The organism is Erythrobacter sp. A6_0, from assembly GCF_017744235.1.
Classification (GTDB): Bacteria; Pseudomonadota; Alphaproteobacteria; order Sphingomonadales; family Sphingomonadaceae; genus Qipengyuania.
This window is the reverse complement of the sequence record NZ_JAGHQR010000004.1, coordinates 338,371-356,444: the sequence shown is the minus strand read 5'-3', so window position 1 is coordinate 356,444 and position 18,074 is coordinate 338,371. Positions and strand designations below refer to the sequence as shown.

The window sequence follows — 18,074 nt, the reverse complement described above, 5'->3', positions numbered from 1 at the left end:
CCCGGCTGGTGGGCAGCTCCTCGCCGACCTTACCGAAATCGGACGGTGTCAGAGGCTCGCTCACCCGATCATGCCTTCGGGTTCGGGCAGCACCGCACCCAGCACCAGCGCATCGTCACCTTTGGCGTACTGAAGCCCGCCGCCACATTCCTGCGCCAGCAGATGGATCATGTGTGCGGACACCGTGCGGCTGGTCAGCTCGTCCGCATCGAGCTTGCCGTCCAGCGCGCGCCCCAGCACCTCGTCAAAGGCGATCTTCGGCCCCGCCGCGCGGATCACGATCTCGCAGGCCCCATCCCGCACTTCGGCCCCGACATCGAGCGTGCCGCCGCGCACCAGAGCATCCAGCGCGATCTGCGCGAAGTTGAGCAGCACCTTGACCGCCGGCTTGGCAAGCGTGCCGCCCGAAAGCGCCCAGTTCACCTCGATCCGCCCCTTGTCGGTGGCGAGCGACTGGATCAGATCCTTCGGCTCTTCGACGCCGACACGGTCTCCGAAGCCGCCCGCCGCGCCATAGGCCAGCCGGAAATATTTCAGCTTGTTGGCGCTGATCGTGGCGCTCTGTTCGAGCAGTTCGATACAGTTCTGCCGCATCTCCGGATCGCTTTCGATCGCAAGCAGTTCGAGCCCGTTCGACAGCGCCCCCACCGGAGACAGCATGTCGTGGCACAGGCGCGAACACAGCAGCGCGGCGAGATCGGTGGCGGAAGTGGCGGTCATCGTAATCCCAATTCAGAGCGAGGCGATTGGCGGTGCGAGCGGGGCGTCCGGATTTGCCGCCACACCGCATTGTATTCCGGCATCCGTCGACTTCGGCAATGGCCGATCCTGCGGGACGATATTCCGATCGTCCCCACGAACCAAGCGATCGTCGGGTGCCAGACCCATCTAGCCTTCGTCGGCCACATAGGAAAGTGGTTCAAAACCATCCTTCGTGTCGCGCCAGAAACGGATCGTCCGTTCGCCGACGATCGCCCACACCCTGTCGTCCCCCGTTCCCTGCGCGCGGTCGGTTGCGGACGGTTCGGGCGGGCCTACGGGATGCGAGTGGTAATAACCGATCAGCTCCGCACCGCCCGAACGCGCCGAACGATGCGCATCGATCAGCGCCTGCGGATCGATTTCGAAGAACCGCGCGGGTTCGGGATGGACGTTGGCGGTGGGCCGGATGGCGGTAATGCGCTCCCCCTGGCCGAGGAGCAGGCCGCATGCCTCGTGCGGATGGGCGCGCTCCGCTTCGGCGAGCATGCGCGCGATCGCCTGCCTTGTCACGGTGAGAGCCATCGCGCATGGCCATAGCGATGTCCGGCCCGCAATGCATCACTGGCGCGCTTGCCGCCTCCAATCGCCTCGACAAGGCGCTTGCCGAGGCGACCGACCTGTCGCGCGAGCGGATCAAGGCCCTGATCGTCGAGGGATCGGTCACGCTGGATGGAGCCATTGCCACTTCGCCCAACAGGAAGGTGGCCGATGGCGCGCGCTTCGCCATCGCCCTACCCCCGCCCGCCCCGCTCGATCTCGAACCTCAGGACATTCCGCTGACGATCGTGTTCGAGGACGATCAGCTTGTCGTGGTCGACAAGCCTGCGGGCATGGTGGTGCACCCGGCGGCGGGCAATCGCGACGGGACGCTGGTGAACGCGCTGCTCCATCATTGCCGGGGGCGTCTGTCGGGCATCAACGGCGTGGAGCGGCCCGGCATCGTGCACCGGATCGACAAGGACACGTCGGGCCTGCTGGTGGTCGCCAAGACCGATGCCGCGCATGAAGGCCTCGCGCGCCAGTTCGCCGATCATTCGATCCATCGCCGCTATCTGGCGGTATGCGCGGGCCATCCCAACCCAGCGGAAGGCACGATCGATGCCCGCCTCGGCCGTTCGGACCGGGACCGGAAGAAAATGGCCGTGCTCGCAAAGGATTCCTCACGCGGGAAACATGCCGTTACGCATTACAGGCTCGTCCAGCGACTCGCCCATGCCGCGCTGATCGAATGCCGGCTGGAAACGGGGCGCACTCATCAGGTGCGCGTTCACTGCGCATCAATAGGTCATCCGCTATTGGGAGACCCTGTTTATGGACGGACGCCCAAGCCCCTTCGCGAGCTTCTCGCCAGGCTCGATTTCACCCGTCAGGCGCTCCATGCGGCGGAGCTCGGTTTCGTTCACCCGACCACGGGCGAAACGGTGGAATTCCGCGCCGAACTGCCACCCGACATGCGGGAACTTATCGACGAAACCGCTCGTTGAAATCGATGAAGGGCGCTTCACTCGCGCCGGTCCACAGACTATATATTGAACCAGCGGCCCACCGCACCGGATGCCCATCAGGGGTCCGATCGAAGAGGCTGGCTAGAGAAAGGTCAGGGTACCATGAGCAAGTCAAAATCCTTGAGCGTCCCCGCGCTCGGCGGCGAGAAGAGCCTCAATCGCTATCTCGCCGAAATCAAGAAATTCCCCATCCTCACCGCCGAGCAGGAATACATGCTCGCCAAGCGGTACGAGGAGCATGAGGACAGCGAAGCCGCGGCCCAGCTGGTCACCTCCCACCTGCGCCTCGTGGCGAAGATCGCCATGGGCTATCGCGGCTATGGTCTGCCGGTCAGCGATCTGATCTCGGAAGGCAATGTCGGCCTGATGCAGGGCGTCAAGAAGTTCGAGGCCGATCGCGGCTTCCGCCTTGCGACCTATGCGATGTGGTGGATCAAGGCTTCGATTCAAGAGTTTATCCTGCGCAGCTGGAGCCTCGTGAAGATGGGCACCACCGCCGCGCAGAAGAAACTGTTCTTCAACCTGCGCCGGATGAAGAAGCAGCTCGAAGCGTATGAAGACAGCGATCTGCATCCCGACGACGTGACCAAGATCGCTACCGATCTCGGCGTGCCCGAGCAGGAAGTGATCAACATGAACCGCCGCATGATGATGGGGGGCGACGGATCGCTTAATGTCAGCATGCGCAATGGCGAGGAAGGCTCGGGCGAATGGCTCGACTGGCTGACCGACGATCGCCCCTTGCAGGACGAAACCGTAGCCGACGCCGAAGAGGCCGAAGTGCGGCACGACATGCTGCTGGAAGCGATGGGCAGCCTCAACGACCGCGAAAAGCACATCCTGACCGAGCGGCGCCTGACGGAGAACCCGCAGACGCTGGAGGAGTTGAGCCAGGTCTACGACGTTAGCCGCGAACGCATCCGCCAGATCGAAGTGCGCGCCTTCGAAAAGCTTCAGAAGTCGATGAAGACGATCGCGGGCGACCGGCTGCTTCCGGGCATGGCCTGACTTCCAGCTTCGATCAGATAAAAGGGCCGCGCCTCTGCGATGGAGGCGCGGCCCTTTTCGTTTGCGCTGGAGCGAAAGCCGCTCGAATTAATCGGCCCTACCGCTTCGCCAGCATGTCCAGATTCTCTTTCACCGTGCCATCCCTCTCGGCAAACCGGAAACCCTTGACGCGCTCGACCAGAATTTCCTCCGGCGTGGGATTTTGCGCGAACAGGGCCAGCGTCTCCTCGATGAATTCGTCGAGCGGCATGTAACCCTCGCGTGTCGACTGGCCGGGGGTAAGTTCGGTCTGGACACCCGGCGGGACCAGTTCGATCACCTCGACCTGCCCCTCCATCAGCTTGCGCAGTGACAGCGTGTAGGAATGGATCGCCGCCTTGGTGGCCGAATAGGTCGCCGCCTTGGGCATGGGGACATAGGCCAGGCCGGATGTCACGTTGATCAGCACCGCATCGTCCCGAGCCTTCAGATGATCGATCAGTGCATCGGTCAGCCGGATCGGCCCGAGGACATTGATCGCGATCACCTTCTCGGCATCGGACAGATCGCGCGCGCCGCTGATGTCCTCATAAGGCATGATGCCAGCATTGTTCATCACGACATTCAAATCGGGGAACCGCTCGACGATTTCTTTCGCGAATTGTTCGACCGCCGCCGCATCCGCCACGTCCAGCGGCATTGCATGAAGGTTCTCGCGACCCTTAGCCGTCTCTTCGAGTTCGTCCGCGCTGCGGGCCGCGACGATCACGGTGTTGCCCGCATCGTGCCAGGCACGCGCATATTCGCGCCCGAAGCCGCTGCTGCCGCCGGTGATGAGGATGGTGTTGCCGGTGTTCTTCATAAAAAGGAGCTTTCTGTGCCGTGTGCCACCATAACGGTGGGCGCGCCGATCGGTTGCACCCAAGCGGCACCGCGCCTAATCCCTGCCCGATGAGATGGTTCGCGACCTTGCTGGTGAAACTGATCCTCGGCTTCGTTGCGCTGAGCCTGCTGCTGGTCGTCGTCTTCAGATTGGTGCCCGTTCCCGTCACCGCGACGATGCTGATGGACGAGAACGGAATTACCAAGGATTGGGAGCCGCTTTCCGATATCGACCGCAATCTGGTGCGCGCGGCCATTGCGGCGGAAGATGGAAAGTTCTGTTCGCATAACGGCTTCGATCAGGAAGCGATCGAGAACGCGATCCGCAGCAATCGTGAAGGCGGGCGCATTCGCGGTGGCTCCACGATAAGCCAGCAGACCGCGAAGAACGTGTTCCTGTGGCAGGGCGGCGGCTATTTCAGGAAAGGGCTGGAAGCCTGGTTCACTTTTCTGATCGAGAACATCTGGGGCAAGCGCCGGATAATGGAAGTGTATCTCAACGTCGCGGAGACGGGAATTGGCACGTACGGAGCGGAAGCTGGGGCGGAGCGCTATTTCGACAAGTCCGCCGCCAGCCTGACGCCGATCGAGGCGGCGCGCATGGCCGCCGCGCTGCCGCTGCCCAAGGAACGTTCGGTCGTGAACCCCGGAGGCTGGCTGCGCCGCCACGGCAACACGATCTCCGCCCGCATCGGCGTGGTAGGGCGTGACGGACTGGACGCCTGCGTCTACGAATAGGCGATGGGCTCGCATCACGGACATTCGCAAGGACAGGCGCATGAGCAGGGCCATGACCATGCTCACGGTCATTCTCACGCCCCAAAGGATTTCGGCCGCGCCTTTCTGATCGGGATCATCCTCAACACCGGCTTCGTGATCATCGAGGCAGTGTATGGATGGATTTCGGGCTCCATGGCCCTGATCGCCGATGCGGGCCATAACCTGTCCGACGTGCTCGCTCTGCTTCTCGCCTGGGGCGCCAGCGCCGCGGCCAAGCGCCCGCCGACCCAGCGCTTTACCTACGGGTTCAAATCCTCGACCATCCTCGCTGCGCTCGCCAATGCGGGGCTGCTGCTGATCGCCATTGGCGCAATTCTGTTCGAGACTCTGCGCCGCGTGGCCGAGCCTGCGCCGGTGCAGGGCGAAACGATGGCGGTGGTGGCGGGCATCGGGATCCTAGTGAACGCGGGCACCGCCGCGCTGTTTCTCAAAGGGCAGGACGACATCAACATCCGCGGCGCCTTCCTCCACATGGCGGCGGACGCGCTGGTGAGCCTGGGCGTCGTGATCGCGGGGCTGGCCATTTTGTGGACGGGCGAACGCTGGATCGATCCCGCCGTCAGCATCGCGATCGTGCTCGTGATCGCCTGGGGCACGTGGGGACTGCTCAAGGACAGCGTGGCGATGAGCCTGTTAGCCGTGCCCAAGACCGTTTCCGAGAGCGAGGTCCGCGCCTATCTTTCCGGACTACCGGGCGTCGAGGCGGTCCATGACCTGCATATCTGGCCCATGAGCACGACTGAAACCGCCCTCACCGCGCATCTGGTGATGCCGGAAGGTCATTACGGCGACGCCTTCCTGCGCGAGGTCGCGGAGGAGTTGGAGCATCATCACCGGATCGGCCATACGACGATCCAGATCGAAATTCGCAGAATCTGCCAAGCGGACGGCTGCCGTGACGACTAATATCGTGCGCTTTTTCCTGCTCTCCATTGCATCCATCGTTGTTGCCTCATGCGCGGGATCCCCCTCGAATCTCGTGGGCTCCCAATCTGTCGGCGAATGGCGCGAAGTGCCGATGACTGCGGTCCAGGAACAGGTCCTCAACGACACCTGTTTTACGCCTACCGAAACAAGGCCAGCGAGCGGATGCCAAGCGCTCATCGTCGCGATCGCACAGGCCCGCCGAAACGCCGAAGCCTATGCCGCCCTGTCCAACCTTACGGTCGAGCGATTGGCCGACGGCGACGACAAGGTCGCACAATACGAACTGGGCAAGCGATTGGTAGCAGGCGAGGTCATTGAAAGAGATATCACTCGAGCACGGGACTATCTCTCGCGTGCTGCGCGGTCTGGAAGGACGCGACGCAATTTCTATACCCCCGGCGGAGTAGGCGCATCATCGAGCGTCACCACGGTTTCCGTAGGTACCGGTATCGAAGGCTTGGTGGAGGCGAAAAAATTGCTGGACCGTCTGATATCTGGCGAAGCCGAATGAACCTCAGACTCAAGGCAGATGCCGTGCGAGCCGTTCTTTCAGCAAACGGATAAGCGCGTCATCCATGAACCGGTAGCGATCCGGGATGCCGAGATTAACGATCGACTTGTTCCCAAGCTGCTCGGCCAAGCGTGATCGCAGAGCACGTCTGTGCCGCGCCTCCATGGTAAAGATGCGATCCGCCAACGCTACTGTCTCCCCATCCAGCGGAACATCCGCGTCGGATGCAGTTCCGGCCGAAAGGACGTCGATGTCCTCTCGGCCGGAATAAATCTGTTCGGCTGTTGGACTTCGCCAGCGGTTTTTACCGCAGACGAAGAGAATGCGCGTCCGACTCAGGCCGCCTCTTCCTTGTCCTTCTTGCCGCCATGGACCTGGATCGGTTCCTTGCGGCCTTCGACCACGTCCTTGTCGACCACGATCTCGCTCACCCCGTCCATGTCGGGCAGGTCGAACATCGTGTCGAGCAGGATGCCTTCCACGATCGAGCGCAGGCCGCGTGCGCCGGTCTTGCGGGCGATGGCGCGGTCGGCGATGGCCTTGAGCGCATCTTCCTTGAAGGTCAGTTCGACATCCTCGAGCTCGAACATCTTGGCGTATTGCTTGACCAGCGCATTGCGCGGTTCGGTCAGGATGGTCACCAGCGCATCGACGTCGAGGTCGCGCAGAGTTGCGATCACCGGCAGACGACCGACGAATTCGGGGATGAGGCCGAATTTGAGCAGATCTTCGGGCTCGCTCTTTTCGAGCAATTCGCCCACGCGGCGCTTGTCCGGATCGGCGACATGCGCGCCGAAGCCGATGGAACGCTTCTGCAACCGGTCTGCAATGATCTTTTCGAGACCTGCAAACGCGCCGCCGCAGATGAACAGAATGTTCGTCGTATCGACCTGGAGGAATTCCTGCTGCGGATGCTTGCGCCCGCCCTGCGGCGGAACGGAGGCGGTAGTGCCTTCCATCAGCTTCAGGAGCGCCTGCTGCACGCCTTCGCCCGACACGTCGCGCGTGATCGAAGGGTTTTCGGCCTTGCGCGTGATCTTGTCGATCTCGTCGATATAGACGATGCCGTGCTGCGCCTTTTCGACATTGTAGTCGGAAGCCTGGAGCAGCTTGAGGATGATGTTCTCCACATCCTCGCCCACGTAACCCGCTTCGGTCAGCGTGGTGGCGTCGGCCATGGTGAAGGGCACGTCGAAAGTCCGCGCCAGCGTCTGCGCCAGCAGCGTCTTGCCGCAGCCGGTCGGGCCGACGAGCAGGATATTCGACTTCGCGAGTTCGACGTCGCCCGCCTTGCCCGCATGTTTGAGCCGCTTGTAGTGATTGTGCACCGCGACGGAGAGCACGCGCTTGGCGCGGTCCTGTCCGATCACGTAATCGTTCAGCGTCTCGAAGATTTCCGAAGGCGTGGGGATATCCCCTTCCTTCTTGCCGGCGATTCCCGCCTTGGTCTCTTCACGGATGATGTCGTTGCACAGCTCGACGCATTCGTCGCAGATGAACACCGTCGGCCCGGCGATGAGCTTCCTCACCTCGTGCTGGGACTTGCCGCAAAAGCTGCAATACAATGTCGATTTGCTATCGGTTCCGGTCAACTCGGTCATATCCTGTCTTCGCCCCGCAATCGCCTCCGGCGAATGGCCGGTTGTAAGCTCCAGCGGGGCAGGGTCAACATCGTAGCGGTTGCAACGCCTTACCCAAGAGGCGGGCCGTGCTTTCGCCACGAAGATCCTGCCATGGTTCGCCCTTGTAACGCGAACCGGCTGTCCAAACGGTTAATCGCCGATCGCATCCGTACCTATCGGGCGCCTGCCCGTATGTCCGTCCGGATGCGATCGGATTGAAAGATCACTCCGGCGCGCCGCCCGAGCCTTCGCCCTCGCTGCCTTCGTTTTCAGGCCGCGTCTCGAAGACCTTGTCGACGATGCCGAATTCCATCGCTTCTTCCGCTTCGAGGAAGGTGTCGCGATCCATCGCCTTCTCGATGTCGGTCAGGCTCTTGCCGGTGTATTTGACGTAGAGATCGTTCATCCGCTTGCGGATGCGCAGGATCTCGCGCGCCTGAATTTCGATGTCGCTGGCCATGCCGCGCGCGCCGCCCGAAGGCTGGTGGACCATGATGCGCGCATTCGGCAGCGCGATGCGCATGCCCGGCTCACCCGCAGCCAGCAGGAAGCTGCCCATCGAGGCGGCCTGCCCCATGCACACGGTCGAAACGCGCGGCTTGATGTACTGCATCGTGTCGTGGATCGCCATGCCCGCCGTCACCACGCCGCCGGGCGAATTGATGTACATGCTGATGGGCTTCGACGGATTTTCGCTTTCGAGGAACAGCAGCTGCGCGGTGATGAGCGAGGCCATCCCGTCTTCCACCTGACCGGTCACGAACACGATGCGTTCGCGCAGCAGGCGGCTGAAGATATCGAAGCTGCGCTCGCCCCGGCTGGTCTGTTCGACCACCACGGGCACCAGCGCGCCGGTGAGCGGGTCGCGCGTGAACTGGCCCTGCGTGCCGTGGGTTTCGCCGAGTGCTGCGCTGAGATCGATCATAGTGATGAAGTGTCCTTGCCGTCCGTGTCGCCCCGCTATGTCGCGATCATGGGTGCGTTTTCAAGAGCATTTACCCTAACCGGGCGCGCCATTCGAAGTTCGTCGATCCGTGACGGCGTGATCGCGCCGTTCATCGGACCCAAATTGCACCCGGTCGATGGCGGATATCGGGCCCCGAGCGCCCGATTACACGTGTGGGCAACACGGGAGGAACAATCATCGCCAGTCATCGCCTCAATGGACCCGCGCGTTGGAGCGCCGCCATGCTGCTGGCCGGGACGGCAAGCGCCGCGTTCGCGCAGGAGAAACCGCCAGCGGCGCCCAAGGGGGATGGCGCGCCGAGCGTGAATGTCGCCGATGGCACCGGCCAGGGGCGCGGCACCGTGTACGAGCCCGCCTATTTCGCGCAATTCGCCCCGCGCAACGCGCTCGACATGGTGGCGCGCATTCCCGGATTCGTCATCACGGAGGAACGCGGTTCGGCGCGCGGGCTCGGCCAGGCGAGCCAGAACGTGCTGATCAATGGCGAACGGCTATCGAGCAAATCCGACAGCGCGCGCGATCAATTGCAGCGCATACCGGCAAGCGACGTGGTGCGGATCGAAATCGTCGACGGGACCGTGCTCGATATTCCCGGCCTCACCGGGCAGGTCGCCAATGTCGTCATCCAGCGCGCCGGCAGTTCGGGCCAGTTCCGCTACACCACGGGCTTTCGCGCCCATAATACGAAAGCGCAGCTCTATGGCGGCGAAATCTCGCTGACGGGCAGCAGCGGTGCGCTCGATTACACGGTTGCGCTCAGCAACGGCAATCAGCGTTTCGGGGCGGACGGCGATATCCTCATCACCGACGGGCGCGGGCAGTTGATCGAAACGCAGGCGACGAAATTTTCCGGCGGTTTCGACAATCCGCAGCTCTCCACGCGCTTCACTTATAAATTTTCGAACAGCGTGCTCGCCAATCTCAATCTCAAATATGGCGAGGATTTCTTTTTCGAGGAGACGCCCGAACTGGCGACGCCCCTCGATGGCCCTCGCCGCAGCCGCCTGGCCGAAGCGCGCGAGCGCGGGCCGGAATACGAAATCGGCGGCGATATCGAATTTCCGCTCGGGCCGGGCAAGATGAAGCTGATCGCCCTCGAACGGTTCGAACGCGACGAATTTCAAAGCAGCGTGATCGACAGCTTCGACGATGGCTCGCTGCCGCGCGGCAGCCGCTTCACCCAGACCAATGGGATCGGCGAGCGGATCGGACGCTTCGAATATGGCTGGCGCATGTTCGCCGCCGACTGGCAGCTGGCTGGCGAGGCCGCGTTCAACCGGCTTGACCGCGCATCGGGCCTGTTCCGTCTCTCGCCCGAAGGAGAGTTCGTAATCGTCCCGTTCCCGGCAGGGACCGGCGGCGTGACCGAGGATCGATACGAAGCGATCCTGTCCGTCAGCAAGCAGGTTACGCGGACGATCGCCTTGCAGGCAACGGCGGGCGGCGAATATTCGCGCATCGAACAGACCGGCGTGGCCGCCAATTCGCGCACGTTCCAGCGGCCCAAGGGCTCGCTCTCGCTCGCCTGGACGCCGGGCGGCAAGTTCGACGCTTCGGTAAAGGTAACGCGCAAGGTCGGACAATTGTCGTTCGGCGATTTTCTCGCCAGCGTGGCGCTCGACGACGACAATCAGAATGCGGGCAACAACGCCCTGCGCCCGGTGCAGAGCTGGGATCTCGATATTGAAGCCAATCGCCGCTTCGGTCCTTGGGGTTCGCTGAAGCTCGAATATTCCTACCGCGATTTCGAGGATTTCATCGATTTCTTCCCGCTCGACAATGGGGGCGAGGCACGGGGAAATATCGGCGATGCGCAATCGACCCGCATGAGTGTGACCGGGACGCTGAAACTCGATCCTATCGGCGCGAGGGGCGTGCGCTTCGATGTGAACGCTTCGAAGGCTTGGCTGAGCGTGACCGACCCCTTCACCGGATTGGACCGGCCGTTCTCCAACAACACGATCGACTATGTCGAGGCGAATGTCCGCCACGACGTCGCGGGATCGGACTGGGCCTATGGCGCGGGATTGTTCAGCAACGACAATGCGCCCTATTCGCGTCGCTTCGAGATCGGGCGGTTCGGCGAGGGGCCGACCTTCGTGGATGCGTTCGTGGAGAACAAGGACGTGTACGGGCTGACCCTCAACGCCTCGGTCGCGAACATCTTCGGCGCGACGCAGAATTTCGAGCGCACCTTGTTCGCCGGGCCGCGCCCAACCGAGGAGATCCTGTTCCGCGAGACATCGCGCCGCCGGATCGGTCCGATCTTCCGCCTGACCGTCAGCGGTAACTTCTGATTTAGGCTTTGCCGCAGGGGCGTGGCGATGGCAGTGCTGGCGGATGACCATTCGCGCCATCCCGCTCGCCGCCCTCGCCCTTTCGCTCGCCGCCTGTGCAACAGCTACGCCGCAGCCGACTGAAAGAGTCGCAAGCGCTTCGGCGAGCGGTGCGGCGCGCGACGCCGCGACGGCGGTGGAGCGCATCCGCACGCTCGACGATGCAGGCCCGATGCTGAATGCCGTCATCGCATACGATCCCGGTGCCGCAGACAAGGCTGGCGCGGCAGATGCCGCCAGCCTGCTGGCCGGGCGCACGGTACTGGTGAAGGACAATATCGAGACGCGCGAATGGCCGACAACCGCCGGATCGCTTGTGCTGGCTGACAACCTCACCGGGCGCGACGCACCGATGATCGCCAATCTGCGGCGCGCGGGCGGCGTGGTGATGGGCAAGACCAATCTCAGCGAATGGGCCAATATCCGCGACAGCAATTCGACCAGCGGGTGGAGTGCGCTGGGCGGCCTCGTCCGCAATCCTTATGCGATCGACCGCAACAGCTGCGGCTCCTCCTCGGGCAGCGGGGCGGCAGTGGCGGCAGGTTTCGCCTGGGCCGCGATCGGGACGGAGACAAACGGATCGATCACCTGTCCCGCCTCGATCAACGGCGTGGTCGGCTTCAAGCCCAGCGTGGGCGTGGTCAGCCGCACCCATGTCGTGCCGATTTCCAGCACGCAGGACACGGCCGGGCCGATGGCGCGCAGCGTCATGGACGCCGCCATGCTGCTGACCGCGATCGCGGGCGCAGACCCGGCGGATGCCGTGACGACTACGGTACCGAACCGCCCCGCCGATTACAGCGCGGGACTGGCCGAGGCCTCGCTGGAGGGCGTGCGTATCGGCGTGATGCGCGGCCAGGTCGGCGACCGGCAGGATCTGAAAGACGCATTCGACGCCGCGCTCGCCGATATGGAGCGCGCGGGCGCCATTCTGGTCGATATCGAGTTCGAGCCGAATACCGAGATGTATCGCGACAGTTTTCAGGTGCTGATGTTCGAACTGCGCGAGGAGATGGGGAAATACCTCTCCTCCCTTCCCGGTGAAGACATGCCGCGCAGCCTGGCCGACCTGATCGCCTTCAACGAGGCCAATGCCGAAACGGAGATGCGCTGGTTCGGGCAGGATCTGTTTATCCAGGCGGAAGGCACCACCGACCGCGAGGCCTACGAAGCAGCGCGAAAGAACGCGATCCATCTCGCTGGAGAGCGCACGATCGATTTGCTGCTGGCCGAAAACGACGTCAGCTTCCTCGTCGCGCCGACGCGCGGGCCCGCCTGGGTCAGCGATCTGGTCAATGGCGACAATTTCAACGGCTCGATCGGCTTCGGCGCGCCTGCCGCGATCGCGGGCTATCCCCACCTCACCGTGCCCATGGGCGCGATCGAGGGCCTTCCGGTCGGCCTGTCGATCATCGGCGCGAAGTGGGACGATCACGCCGTGCTGAAGGCGGGAGCCGCCTATGAGCGCGCACGCAGCGCCGTTCTGCCGCAGCCGCGCTTCGAGCGCTGGCAACCCGCCCTGCGCCCGTCCGCGCCCGCGACTGCGAACTGAGCGGGTTCCGGCATGGAATTCGACCCGCGCATCTTCCTGTTCGCGATCTTCGGCCTCGGGCTGATGCTCGCGGTCAGTCTGGAAAAACATCTGTCGCGGTTCTGGCTGTCGCTGCCGATCGTCTATGTGGCGGCGGGCTTTGCAATCTTCTCGCTTCCCATCGGCCTGCCGCATTTCAATCCGGCGCGCGACGGGTTCGATGCGCTGACGCTCGAATACATCACCGAATTCATCGTCATCGCCAGCCTCGCGGCGGCCGGAGTGGCGATCGATCGTCCGGTCAGCTGGAAGAACTGGCGGCAGATCTGGCCGCTCCTCGTCATCGCCATGCCGCTGACGGTGGGCGCGGTGGCCCTGCTCGGCTGGTGGGCGCTCGGCCTGGCGCCTGCCAGCGCGATACTTCTGGGAGCGGCGATGGCGCCTACCGATCCGGTGCTCGCCCGCAGCGTCCAGGTCGGCCCTCCCGGCGAATCGAAGCGCCACGATGTGCGCTTCAGCCTGACGGTCGAAGCGGGCCTCAATGACGGGCTGGCCTTCCCCTTTACCTATCTCGCGATCGCCGCTGTCGGCATGACCTCGCTAGGCTGGTGGACGGCGGAATGGGCGGCCTTCGACCTGGTCTTTCGCATCGTCATGGGCTGCCTGGTCGGATGGGGCATCGGCCGGGCGGGCGCATGGTACGTGTTCGAGCGCGAGGCAGATGCGCCGATCGACGATGTCGAAAGCGAACGCCCCCGCTATTCCACCAGCGAAGGGCTGGTGGTGCTCGGCACTCTGCTGCTCGCCTATGGCTGCGCCGAATTGGTCGAAGGGTACGGCTTCTTGGCCGTCTTCGTCGCCGCCGTAACCGCGCGCCAGCGCGAGAATGCCAGCCGCTATCACAAGATAAGCCATCACTTCATCGATCAGATCGAACAGATCGTGCTCGTCGCCGTGCTGTTCGGCTTCGGTGCTATGCTGGCGAGCGGCGTGCTGAACGGGCTTACCTGGGCGAGTGCGGCGGTCGGCCTTGCGCTCGTCTTCGTGATCCGTCCGATTTCCGGCCTGATCGCCGAATCCCTGTGCGGCCTGCCCCTGCCCGGAAAGCTCGCGATCGCCTTTCTGGGCGTGCGCGGCATGGGATCGATCTATTACCTCGCCTACGGCCAGAACAACGCAGCCTTCGGTCAGCTCGACATTTTGTGGGCGACCGCCAGCTTCGCGATCCTGCTATCGATCATGGTCCACGGCGTCTTTGCGGGGCCGGTGATCGGCTTCGTCGAGCGGCGCAACGCCCATATCCATGTCGGCGAAGAAGACAGCATGGCCTCGCTTGTCCCGCCCAATCACGAGGATCGCGAAGAATTGCGGCAGGAACTCGAGGAAGCCGAAGCCGATCAGATGCGCGACGAGGATGCGGACCGGCTCGACTGCGACGGACCGGTCGATGTCGAGCGGCACTACAAGCCGGAGTGATCGGGCCGCGCCGAAACGCTTCGGCACGCTCGCGACGATATTGTAGGTAAGGGGATTGGCGGAGGTAAGGCCCGCGACCTGACCTGATCGGCTCTGGCGGCGATTTCAGAGGAAGAAACACCGGCGAGGCACACGACCTCTTCCGTTTCATTGCGAGCCCAAAGGGCACCGCCGGTCGAAGCGGGCAAGGACGCTTGCGCCCCTGCCCGCCCGATCGATTACTTCTTCGCAGCGGCCTTCTTGGCCGGAGCCTTCTTGGCCGCAGGCTTCTTGGCTTCGGCCTTGCCGTCGTCCTTCTTGGCGGCAGCCTTTTTCGCCGGAGCCTTCTTGGCAGGTGCCTTGTCGTCCGCGCCTTCATCCTTGGCGGCGGCTTTCTTGGCGGGAGCCTTCTTCTTCGCCGGAGCCTTCTTGTCCGCGTCCTTGGCGTCGCCCGTGCCAGCGTCCTTGGCGGCAGCCTTCTTTTTCGGAGCGGCCTTTTTCTTGGCCGGAGCCTTCGCCTTCGCGGTTTCCTCGCCCTCATCCGCTTCGATCGCGGCTTCGAGCTCTTCGCGCGTCACTTCGCGGTCGGTGACGTCGGCCTTGTCGAACAGGAAGTCGACGACCTTGTCCTCGTAGAGCGGGGCGCGCAGCTGGGCGGCGGCCATCGGCTCCTGCTGGATATACTGCATGAACCGTTCGCGATCTTCGGCGCGATATTGCTGGGCGGCCTGCTGGATCAGCATGTTCATTTCCTGGCCGGTCACTTCGACGCCGTTGGCCTGGCCGATTTCGGAAAGGAGCAGGCCCAGACGCACGCGGCGCTCCGCGATGCGGCGATAATCGTCGCGCTCGTCTTCCACTTCCTTCATTGCCGCTTCGGGATCTTCGGCCTGAGCGGCTTCCTGCTGCAGCTGGGCCCAGATCTGTTCGAACTCGGCATCGACCATGGTCTGCGGCACGGGGAAATCGTGGCCCGCAGCAAGCTGGTCGAGCAGCTGGCGCTTCATCTGGGTGCGCGTCAGGCCGTTGGTTTCCTGCTCGATCTGGGCGCGCAGCAATTCCTTCAGCTTGTCCAGCCCGTCGAGGCCGAAATTCTTCGCGAAATCGTCGTCGATCTCGGTGTCGGTTTCGACCTTCACCTGCTGGACCGTGATGTCGAATTCGGCATCCTTGCCGGCGAGATGCGCGGCCTGGTAATCTTCGGGGAAGGTGACAGTGATGGTCTTTTCATCGCCCGTCTTCACGCCCGTCAACTGCTCTTCGAAGCCGGGGATGAACTGGCCCGAACCGAGCACCAGCGGGGTGTTCTGGGCGGCGCCGCCTTCGAATTCTTCGCCATCCACGCGGCCGACGAAATCGATGATCAGCTGGTCGCCATCGGCGGCCTTCTTGCTCTTCGCCGCGTCCTTGTAGCTCTTATTGTTGCCGGCGAGCTGCTGCAGCATCTCGTCGACCTGCTCGTCAGCCACCGGCACCGTCAGGCGTTCCAGCTTCAGGCCATCGACATCGGGCGCGTCGACCTTGGGCAGCACTTCGAGTTCGACCGACAGCTCGGCATCCTTGCCCTGATCGTAGCCTTCGTTGAGCTCGATCTTGGGCTGCATCGCCGGACGCAGATCCTTTTCGCGCATCAATTCGTCGACCGATTCGCGGATCATGTCGTTGATGGCCTGCGCGTGCATCTGCTCGCCGTGCATCTTGCGCACCAGATTCGCCGGGACCTTGCCGGGGCGGAAGCCGGGCATGCGGATCTGCGGGGCGATCTTCTTGATCTCGCCCCCGATACGCGCATCGATGTCCTTGGCGGGGATCGTCAGCGTGTAGGCGCGCTTGAGGCCTTCATTGGTCGTCTCGGTAATCTGCATGGGAACGGATACTCTCGAATCTTGTCTATCGGGCTGCGCGAGGGACGGCCGGTTGGCGGCGGCTGGTGCGGGCGAAGGGACTCGAACCCCCACATCTTTCGATACTGGTACCTAAAACCAGCGCGTCTACCAATTCCGCCACGCCCGCAATCCGCCCGCAATACGAACGAAGCCGCGCGCCAGCAGCCGCCAGCGCGCGTATAGCCGCGTGCCTCTAATGCGCTGCGCCGAAAAGGGCAAGCGTGGCGGTGAAGCGCCCATGACGGAAGGAACGGGGCAGACCCGTCGTCGGTTGATGATAGTGAAAGGATTGTCTCCGATGACCGACACGCCCGATCCCGATTACGAAACCCCGCGCACGCCCCCTGCGACTCCGCCAACGATCGATCCCAATGTGAAGCCCAAGACCGCCGCCGAAATGAAGGACGAGGGCGAAACCGAAGGCGAGGTACTCGGCCATCGCAGCGATCCCGACGAGATCGATACCGAGCTGTCCGATAAACTGGTGGAACGTGACAAGCGCGACGGGATCGGAGAGCCGACGATCAACCTGCCGCCCGATTGATCCTTTTCCCCTTACCGCGAAGGAGCCTCTATCATGGCCACGCAACCCGATCCCAATCCCGACACCATAAATCCCGGCGCGCCGAGCGAGGTCCCGGGTGAAAGCCCGCCTTCCGAAACGCCCTTCGAGGAGCCGGACGAGATCCAGCCGGTCCAGCCCGATTACGACGAGCCCGATCGCACCCCGCTGGAAACCCCGCCGCCGCCGGATTGACGGCCTCGTTCCGGCGCTCATGCCACGCTGGGCCGCAAATGATCTTGCCGCCCGCGCCCCCGCGAATTAGGGGCGCGGCATGACCGACGAAACCGAAAACATGGCCGCCGATACCACTGGCGCCGACACCACTGCCGCCGACACCACTGCCGCCGCGAAGACTCCCGACGCGAGCGACGTTCCGCCCGATCGCCTGTCGGTCAATCCGCGCAACGAGCACTTCGATCAGGAAGTTCTGCAACGCGGCGTGGGCATCCGTTTCAAGGGCAATCAGCGCCGCGACATCGAGGAATATTCGATTTCCGAAGGCTGGGTGCGCGTGCAGGCCGGCAAGACCATGGATCGCAAGGGCAATCCCCTCACCATCAAGCTGAACGGCCCTGTCGAAGCTTGGTACGAAGACCTCGGCGAGGACGCGCCGGTCGCCAAGGCCTGATACTCAGTCCAGATTGCCGAATGCGGCGAGGAACCGGCGCGAGCTTTCGAGCCGCGTCGGTCCGGGCGCAATGGCGGGGCTTTGCGCCACCCGTGTCGGATTTGCCGCCGGGGCAGAGCGATCGCGGCTCGGATAAATGAAGCCTTCGACCGGCCATTCGGTCGTACCCAGCGCGCCCAGCGGGTGATACCACACGCGCACCGCGCTCCAGTCGTTGGCGGGCGAGACGTCCACCGCCATCACGTCCCGCTCGATCTGGCCGCGTCGCCCGTCGATCGGCGACCAGTTCGCATGGTCTAGCAGTACTGTCCGACTGTCCACCACGCGGCTGACCGCCGCGACATGACCCAGTTCCATCGAGCCGTGCGGGCGAAAGGTCATCACCGCGCCTTTCTTGGGGACGGTACCGGTGGCGTACCGGCCCTGCGCCTGATCCCACCATGTGCGGGCATCGCCGTATATCTCGATGCCCGAGACCTGCCGCGCATAGGGCACGCATTGGAGATAGGGCGTCAGTTCCGCCCGAGCGCCGATAGCGGGAGACACCGTGCGCGCTTCGAAACCTGGCGCATCGCGCGCGGCGAGCGGCGGAGCGAAGGCGGTGGAACCGGCCAGGAGCGCAATGGCGAGCGAACGGTGAGAAGGCTTGTACATGCCCACCGTAATGGCGGCAAAAATTTGCCGCTATCCTTGTAGGGCTGGTTAATAGAAATTCAGCATATTCTTCGAC

General features: G+C 63.5%; 18 protein-coding genes and 1 tRNA gene. 11 read left to right on the top strand and 8 right to left on the bottom strand.

Annotated elements, in window-relative coordinates:
* Positions 1-60 precede the first annotated feature (60 nt).
* Both J7347_RS12945 and J7347_RS12940 read right to left on the bottom strand, forming a co-directional pair.
* Positions 61-720 (bottom strand): histidine phosphotransferase family protein, encoded by a 660-nt coding sequence (locus J7347_RS12945; protein WP_067683763.1) that lies wholly within the window; start codon positions 718-720, stop codon positions 61-63.
* Positions 721-888: 168 nt separating this feature from the next.
* Positions 889-1,284 carry a M67 family metallopeptidase gene (locus tag J7347_RS12940; RefSeq protein ID WP_067683760.1) on the bottom strand — a complete coding sequence of 132 codons (396 nt, stop codon included), beginning with the start codon at positions 1,282-1,284 and terminating at the stop codon, positions 889-891.
* A gap of 17 nt (positions 1,285-1,301) precedes the next feature.
* On the opposite strand from J7347_RS12940, the gene J7347_RS12935 reads away from it, so the two are divergent.
* Both J7347_RS12935 and rpoH read left to right on the top strand, forming a co-directional pair.
* Positions 1,302-2,246, top strand: coding sequence for an RluA family pseudouridine synthase (locus tag J7347_RS12935; RefSeq protein WP_209162514.1), 945 nt, complete (start codon positions 1,302-1,304; stop codon positions 2,244-2,246).
* Positions 2,247-2,369: 123 nt separating this feature from the next.
* A complete protein-coding gene (gene rpoH / locus J7347_RS12930; protein WP_197465545.1) occupies positions 2,370-3,275 on the top strand; it encodes an RNA polymerase sigma factor RpoH in 906 nt (301 codons plus the stop codon).
* A gap of 97 nt (positions 3,276-3,372) precedes the next feature.
* Here rpoH and J7347_RS12925 read toward each other — a convergent pair whose 3' ends face one another.
* The gene (locus tag J7347_RS12925) at positions 3,373-4,116 is read right to left on the bottom strand and encodes an SDR family oxidoreductase (RefSeq protein ID WP_209162439.1); all 744 of its coding nucleotides are present in this window, start codon (positions 4,114-4,116) and stop codon (positions 3,373-3,375) included.
* An 89-nt stretch (positions 4,117-4,205) separates the two neighbouring features.
* Between J7347_RS12925 and mtgA the strand changes: the two genes are divergently transcribed.
* Genes mtgA through J7347_RS12910 form a run of 3 tightly spaced genes read left to right on the top strand, consistent with a single transcriptional unit; the run spans position 4,206 to position 6,354 of the window.
* Positions 4,206-4,874, top strand: a complete 669-nt coding sequence (gene mtgA / locus J7347_RS12920) for a monofunctional biosynthetic peptidoglycan transglycosylase (RefSeq protein ID WP_209162438.1) — start codon at positions 4,206-4,208, stop codon at positions 4,872-4,874.
* Between the two features lie 3 nt (positions 4,875-4,877).
* Positions 4,878-5,822, top strand: coding sequence for a cation diffusion facilitator family transporter (locus J7347_RS12915; RefSeq protein ID WP_209162437.1), 945 nt, complete (start codon positions 4,878-4,880; stop codon positions 5,820-5,822).
* Positions 5,812-6,354, top strand: coding sequence for an SEL1-like repeat protein (locus tag J7347_RS12910; RefSeq protein WP_209162436.1), 543 nt, complete (start codon positions 5,812-5,814; stop codon positions 6,352-6,354). The genes J7347_RS12915 and J7347_RS12910 overlap by 11 nt, the downstream gene beginning before the upstream one ends.
* A gap of 335 nt (positions 6,355-6,689) precedes the next feature.
* Here J7347_RS12910 and clpX read toward each other — a convergent pair whose 3' ends face one another.
* The gene (clpX, locus tag J7347_RS12900) at positions 6,690-7,955 is read right to left on the bottom strand and encodes an ATP-dependent Clp protease ATP-binding subunit ClpX (protein WP_209162435.1); all 1,266 of its coding nucleotides are present in this window, start codon (positions 7,953-7,955) and stop codon (positions 6,690-6,692) included.
* A 244-nt stretch (positions 7,956-8,199) separates the two neighbouring features.
* Entirely contained in the window at positions 8,200-8,901 is a 702-nt protein-coding gene (locus tag J7347_RS12895) for an ATP-dependent Clp protease proteolytic subunit (protein WP_245174072.1), read from the bottom strand.
* A 194-nt stretch (positions 8,902-9,095) separates the two neighbouring features.
* Between J7347_RS12895 and J7347_RS12890 the strand changes: the two genes are divergently transcribed.
* From J7347_RS12890 to J7347_RS12880, 3 genes are read left to right on the top strand one after another with little or no spacing between them, the layout of a single operon-like run.
* A complete protein-coding gene (locus J7347_RS12890; RefSeq protein ID WP_348521628.1) occupies positions 9,096-11,240 on the top strand; it encodes a TonB-dependent receptor plug domain-containing protein in 2,145 nt (714 codons plus the stop codon).
* A 43-nt stretch (positions 11,241-11,283) separates the two neighbouring features.
* On the top strand, positions 11,284-12,831 hold the full coding sequence (locus J7347_RS12885) for an amidase (protein ID WP_209162434.1): 1,548 nt from the start codon (positions 11,284-11,286) through the stop codon (positions 12,829-12,831).
* 12 nt (positions 12,832-12,843) lie between these two features.
* Positions 12,844-14,286: a cation:proton antiporter gene (locus J7347_RS12880; RefSeq protein ID WP_209162433.1), complete on the top strand. Its 1,443-nt coding sequence runs from the start codon at positions 12,844-12,846 to the stop codon at positions 14,284-14,286.
* Between the two features lie 218 nt (positions 14,287-14,504).
* Here J7347_RS12880 and tig read toward each other — a convergent pair whose 3' ends face one another.
* Both tig and J7347_RS12870 read right to left on the bottom strand, forming a co-directional pair.
* The gene (gene tig, locus J7347_RS12875; RefSeq protein WP_209162432.1) at positions 14,505-16,130 is read right to left on the bottom strand and encodes a trigger factor; all 1,626 of its coding nucleotides are present in this window, start codon (positions 16,128-16,130) and stop codon (positions 14,505-14,507) included.
* Positions 16,131-16,193: 63 nt separating this feature from the next.
* Positions 16,194-16,278, bottom strand: a tRNA-Leu gene (locus tag J7347_RS12870).
* Positions 16,279-16,449: 171 nt separating this feature from the next.
* On the opposite strand from J7347_RS12870, the gene J7347_RS12865 reads away from it, so the two are divergent.
* The 3 genes from J7347_RS12865 (at position 16,450) to J7347_RS12855 (ending at position 17,344) form a co-directional block, all read left to right on the top strand.
* The gene (locus tag J7347_RS12865) at positions 16,450-16,695 is read left to right on the top strand and encodes a hypothetical protein (RefSeq protein WP_209162431.1); all 246 of its coding nucleotides are present in this window, start codon (positions 16,450-16,452) and stop codon (positions 16,693-16,695) included.
* A gap of 33 nt (positions 16,696-16,728) precedes the next feature.
* Positions 16,729-16,908, top strand: a complete 180-nt coding sequence (locus J7347_RS12860; RefSeq protein ID WP_209162430.1) for a hypothetical protein — start codon at positions 16,729-16,731, stop codon at positions 16,906-16,908.
* Positions 16,909-16,987: 79 nt separating this feature from the next.
* Positions 16,988-17,344, top strand: coding sequence for a DUF3297 family protein (locus J7347_RS12855; RefSeq protein ID WP_245174071.1), 357 nt, complete (start codon positions 16,988-16,990; stop codon positions 17,342-17,344).
* Positions 17,345-17,347: 3 nt separating this feature from the next.
* Here J7347_RS12855 and J7347_RS12850 read toward each other — a convergent pair whose 3' ends face one another.
* Positions 17,348-17,998 (bottom strand): CHAP domain-containing protein, encoded by a 651-nt coding sequence (locus tag J7347_RS12850; protein WP_082851381.1) that lies wholly within the window; start codon positions 17,996-17,998, stop codon positions 17,348-17,350.
* Positions 17,999-18,074: the final 76 nt, after the last annotated feature.

Coding starts and splice junctions, on each gene's coding strand:
- J7347_RS12865 (WP_209162431.1), top strand. CDS start 16,450: ATGACCGACACGCCCGATCCCGATTACGAAACCCCGCGCACGCCCCCT.
- clpX (WP_209162435.1), bottom strand. CDS start 7,955: ATGACCGAGTTGACCGGAACCGATAGCAAATCGACATTGTATTGCAGC.
- J7347_RS12885 (WP_209162434.1), top strand. CDS start 11,284: ATGACCATTCGCGCCATCCCGCTCGCCGCCCTCGCCCTTTCGCTCGCC.
- J7347_RS12945 (WP_067683763.1), bottom strand. CDS start 720: ATGACCGCCACTTCCGCCACCGATCTCGCCGCGCTGCTGTGTTCGCGC.
- J7347_RS12895 (WP_245174072.1), bottom strand. CDS start 8,901: ATGATCGATCTCAGCGCAGCACTCGGCGAAACCCACGGCACGCAGGGC.
- tig (WP_209162432.1), bottom strand. CDS start 16,130: ATGCAGATTACCGAGACGACCAATGAAGGCCTCAAGCGCGCCTACACG.
- J7347_RS12880 (WP_209162433.1), top strand. CDS start 12,844: ATGGAATTCGACCCGCGCATCTTCCTGTTCGCGATCTTCGGCCTCGGG.
- mtgA (WP_209162438.1), top strand. CDS start 4,206: ATGAGATGGTTCGCGACCTTGCTGGTGAAACTGATCCTCGGCTTCGTT.
- J7347_RS12935 (WP_209162514.1), top strand. CDS start 1,302: ATGTCCGGCCCGCAATGCATCACTGGCGCGCTTGCCGCCTCCAATCGC.
- J7347_RS12915 (WP_209162437.1), top strand. CDS start 4,878: ATGGGCTCGCATCACGGACATTCGCAAGGACAGGCGCATGAGCAGGGC.
- rpoH (WP_197465545.1), top strand. CDS start 2,370: ATGAGCAAGTCAAAATCCTTGAGCGTCCCCGCGCTCGGCGGCGAGAAG.
- J7347_RS12940 (WP_067683760.1), bottom strand. CDS start 1,284: ATGGCTCTCACCGTGACAAGGCAGGCGATCGCGCGCATGCTCGCCGAA.
- J7347_RS12850 (WP_082851381.1), bottom strand. CDS start 17,998: ATGTACAAGCCTTCTCACCGTTCGCTCGCCATTGCGCTCCTGGCCGGT.
- J7347_RS12925 (WP_209162439.1), bottom strand. CDS start 4,116: ATGAAGAACACCGGCAACACCATCCTCATCACCGGCGGCAGCAGCGGC.
- J7347_RS12860 (WP_209162430.1), top strand. CDS start 16,729: ATGGCCACGCAACCCGATCCCAATCCCGACACCATAAATCCCGGCGCG.
- J7347_RS12855 (WP_245174071.1), top strand. CDS start 16,988: ATGACCGACGAAACCGAAAACATGGCCGCCGATACCACTGGCGCCGAC.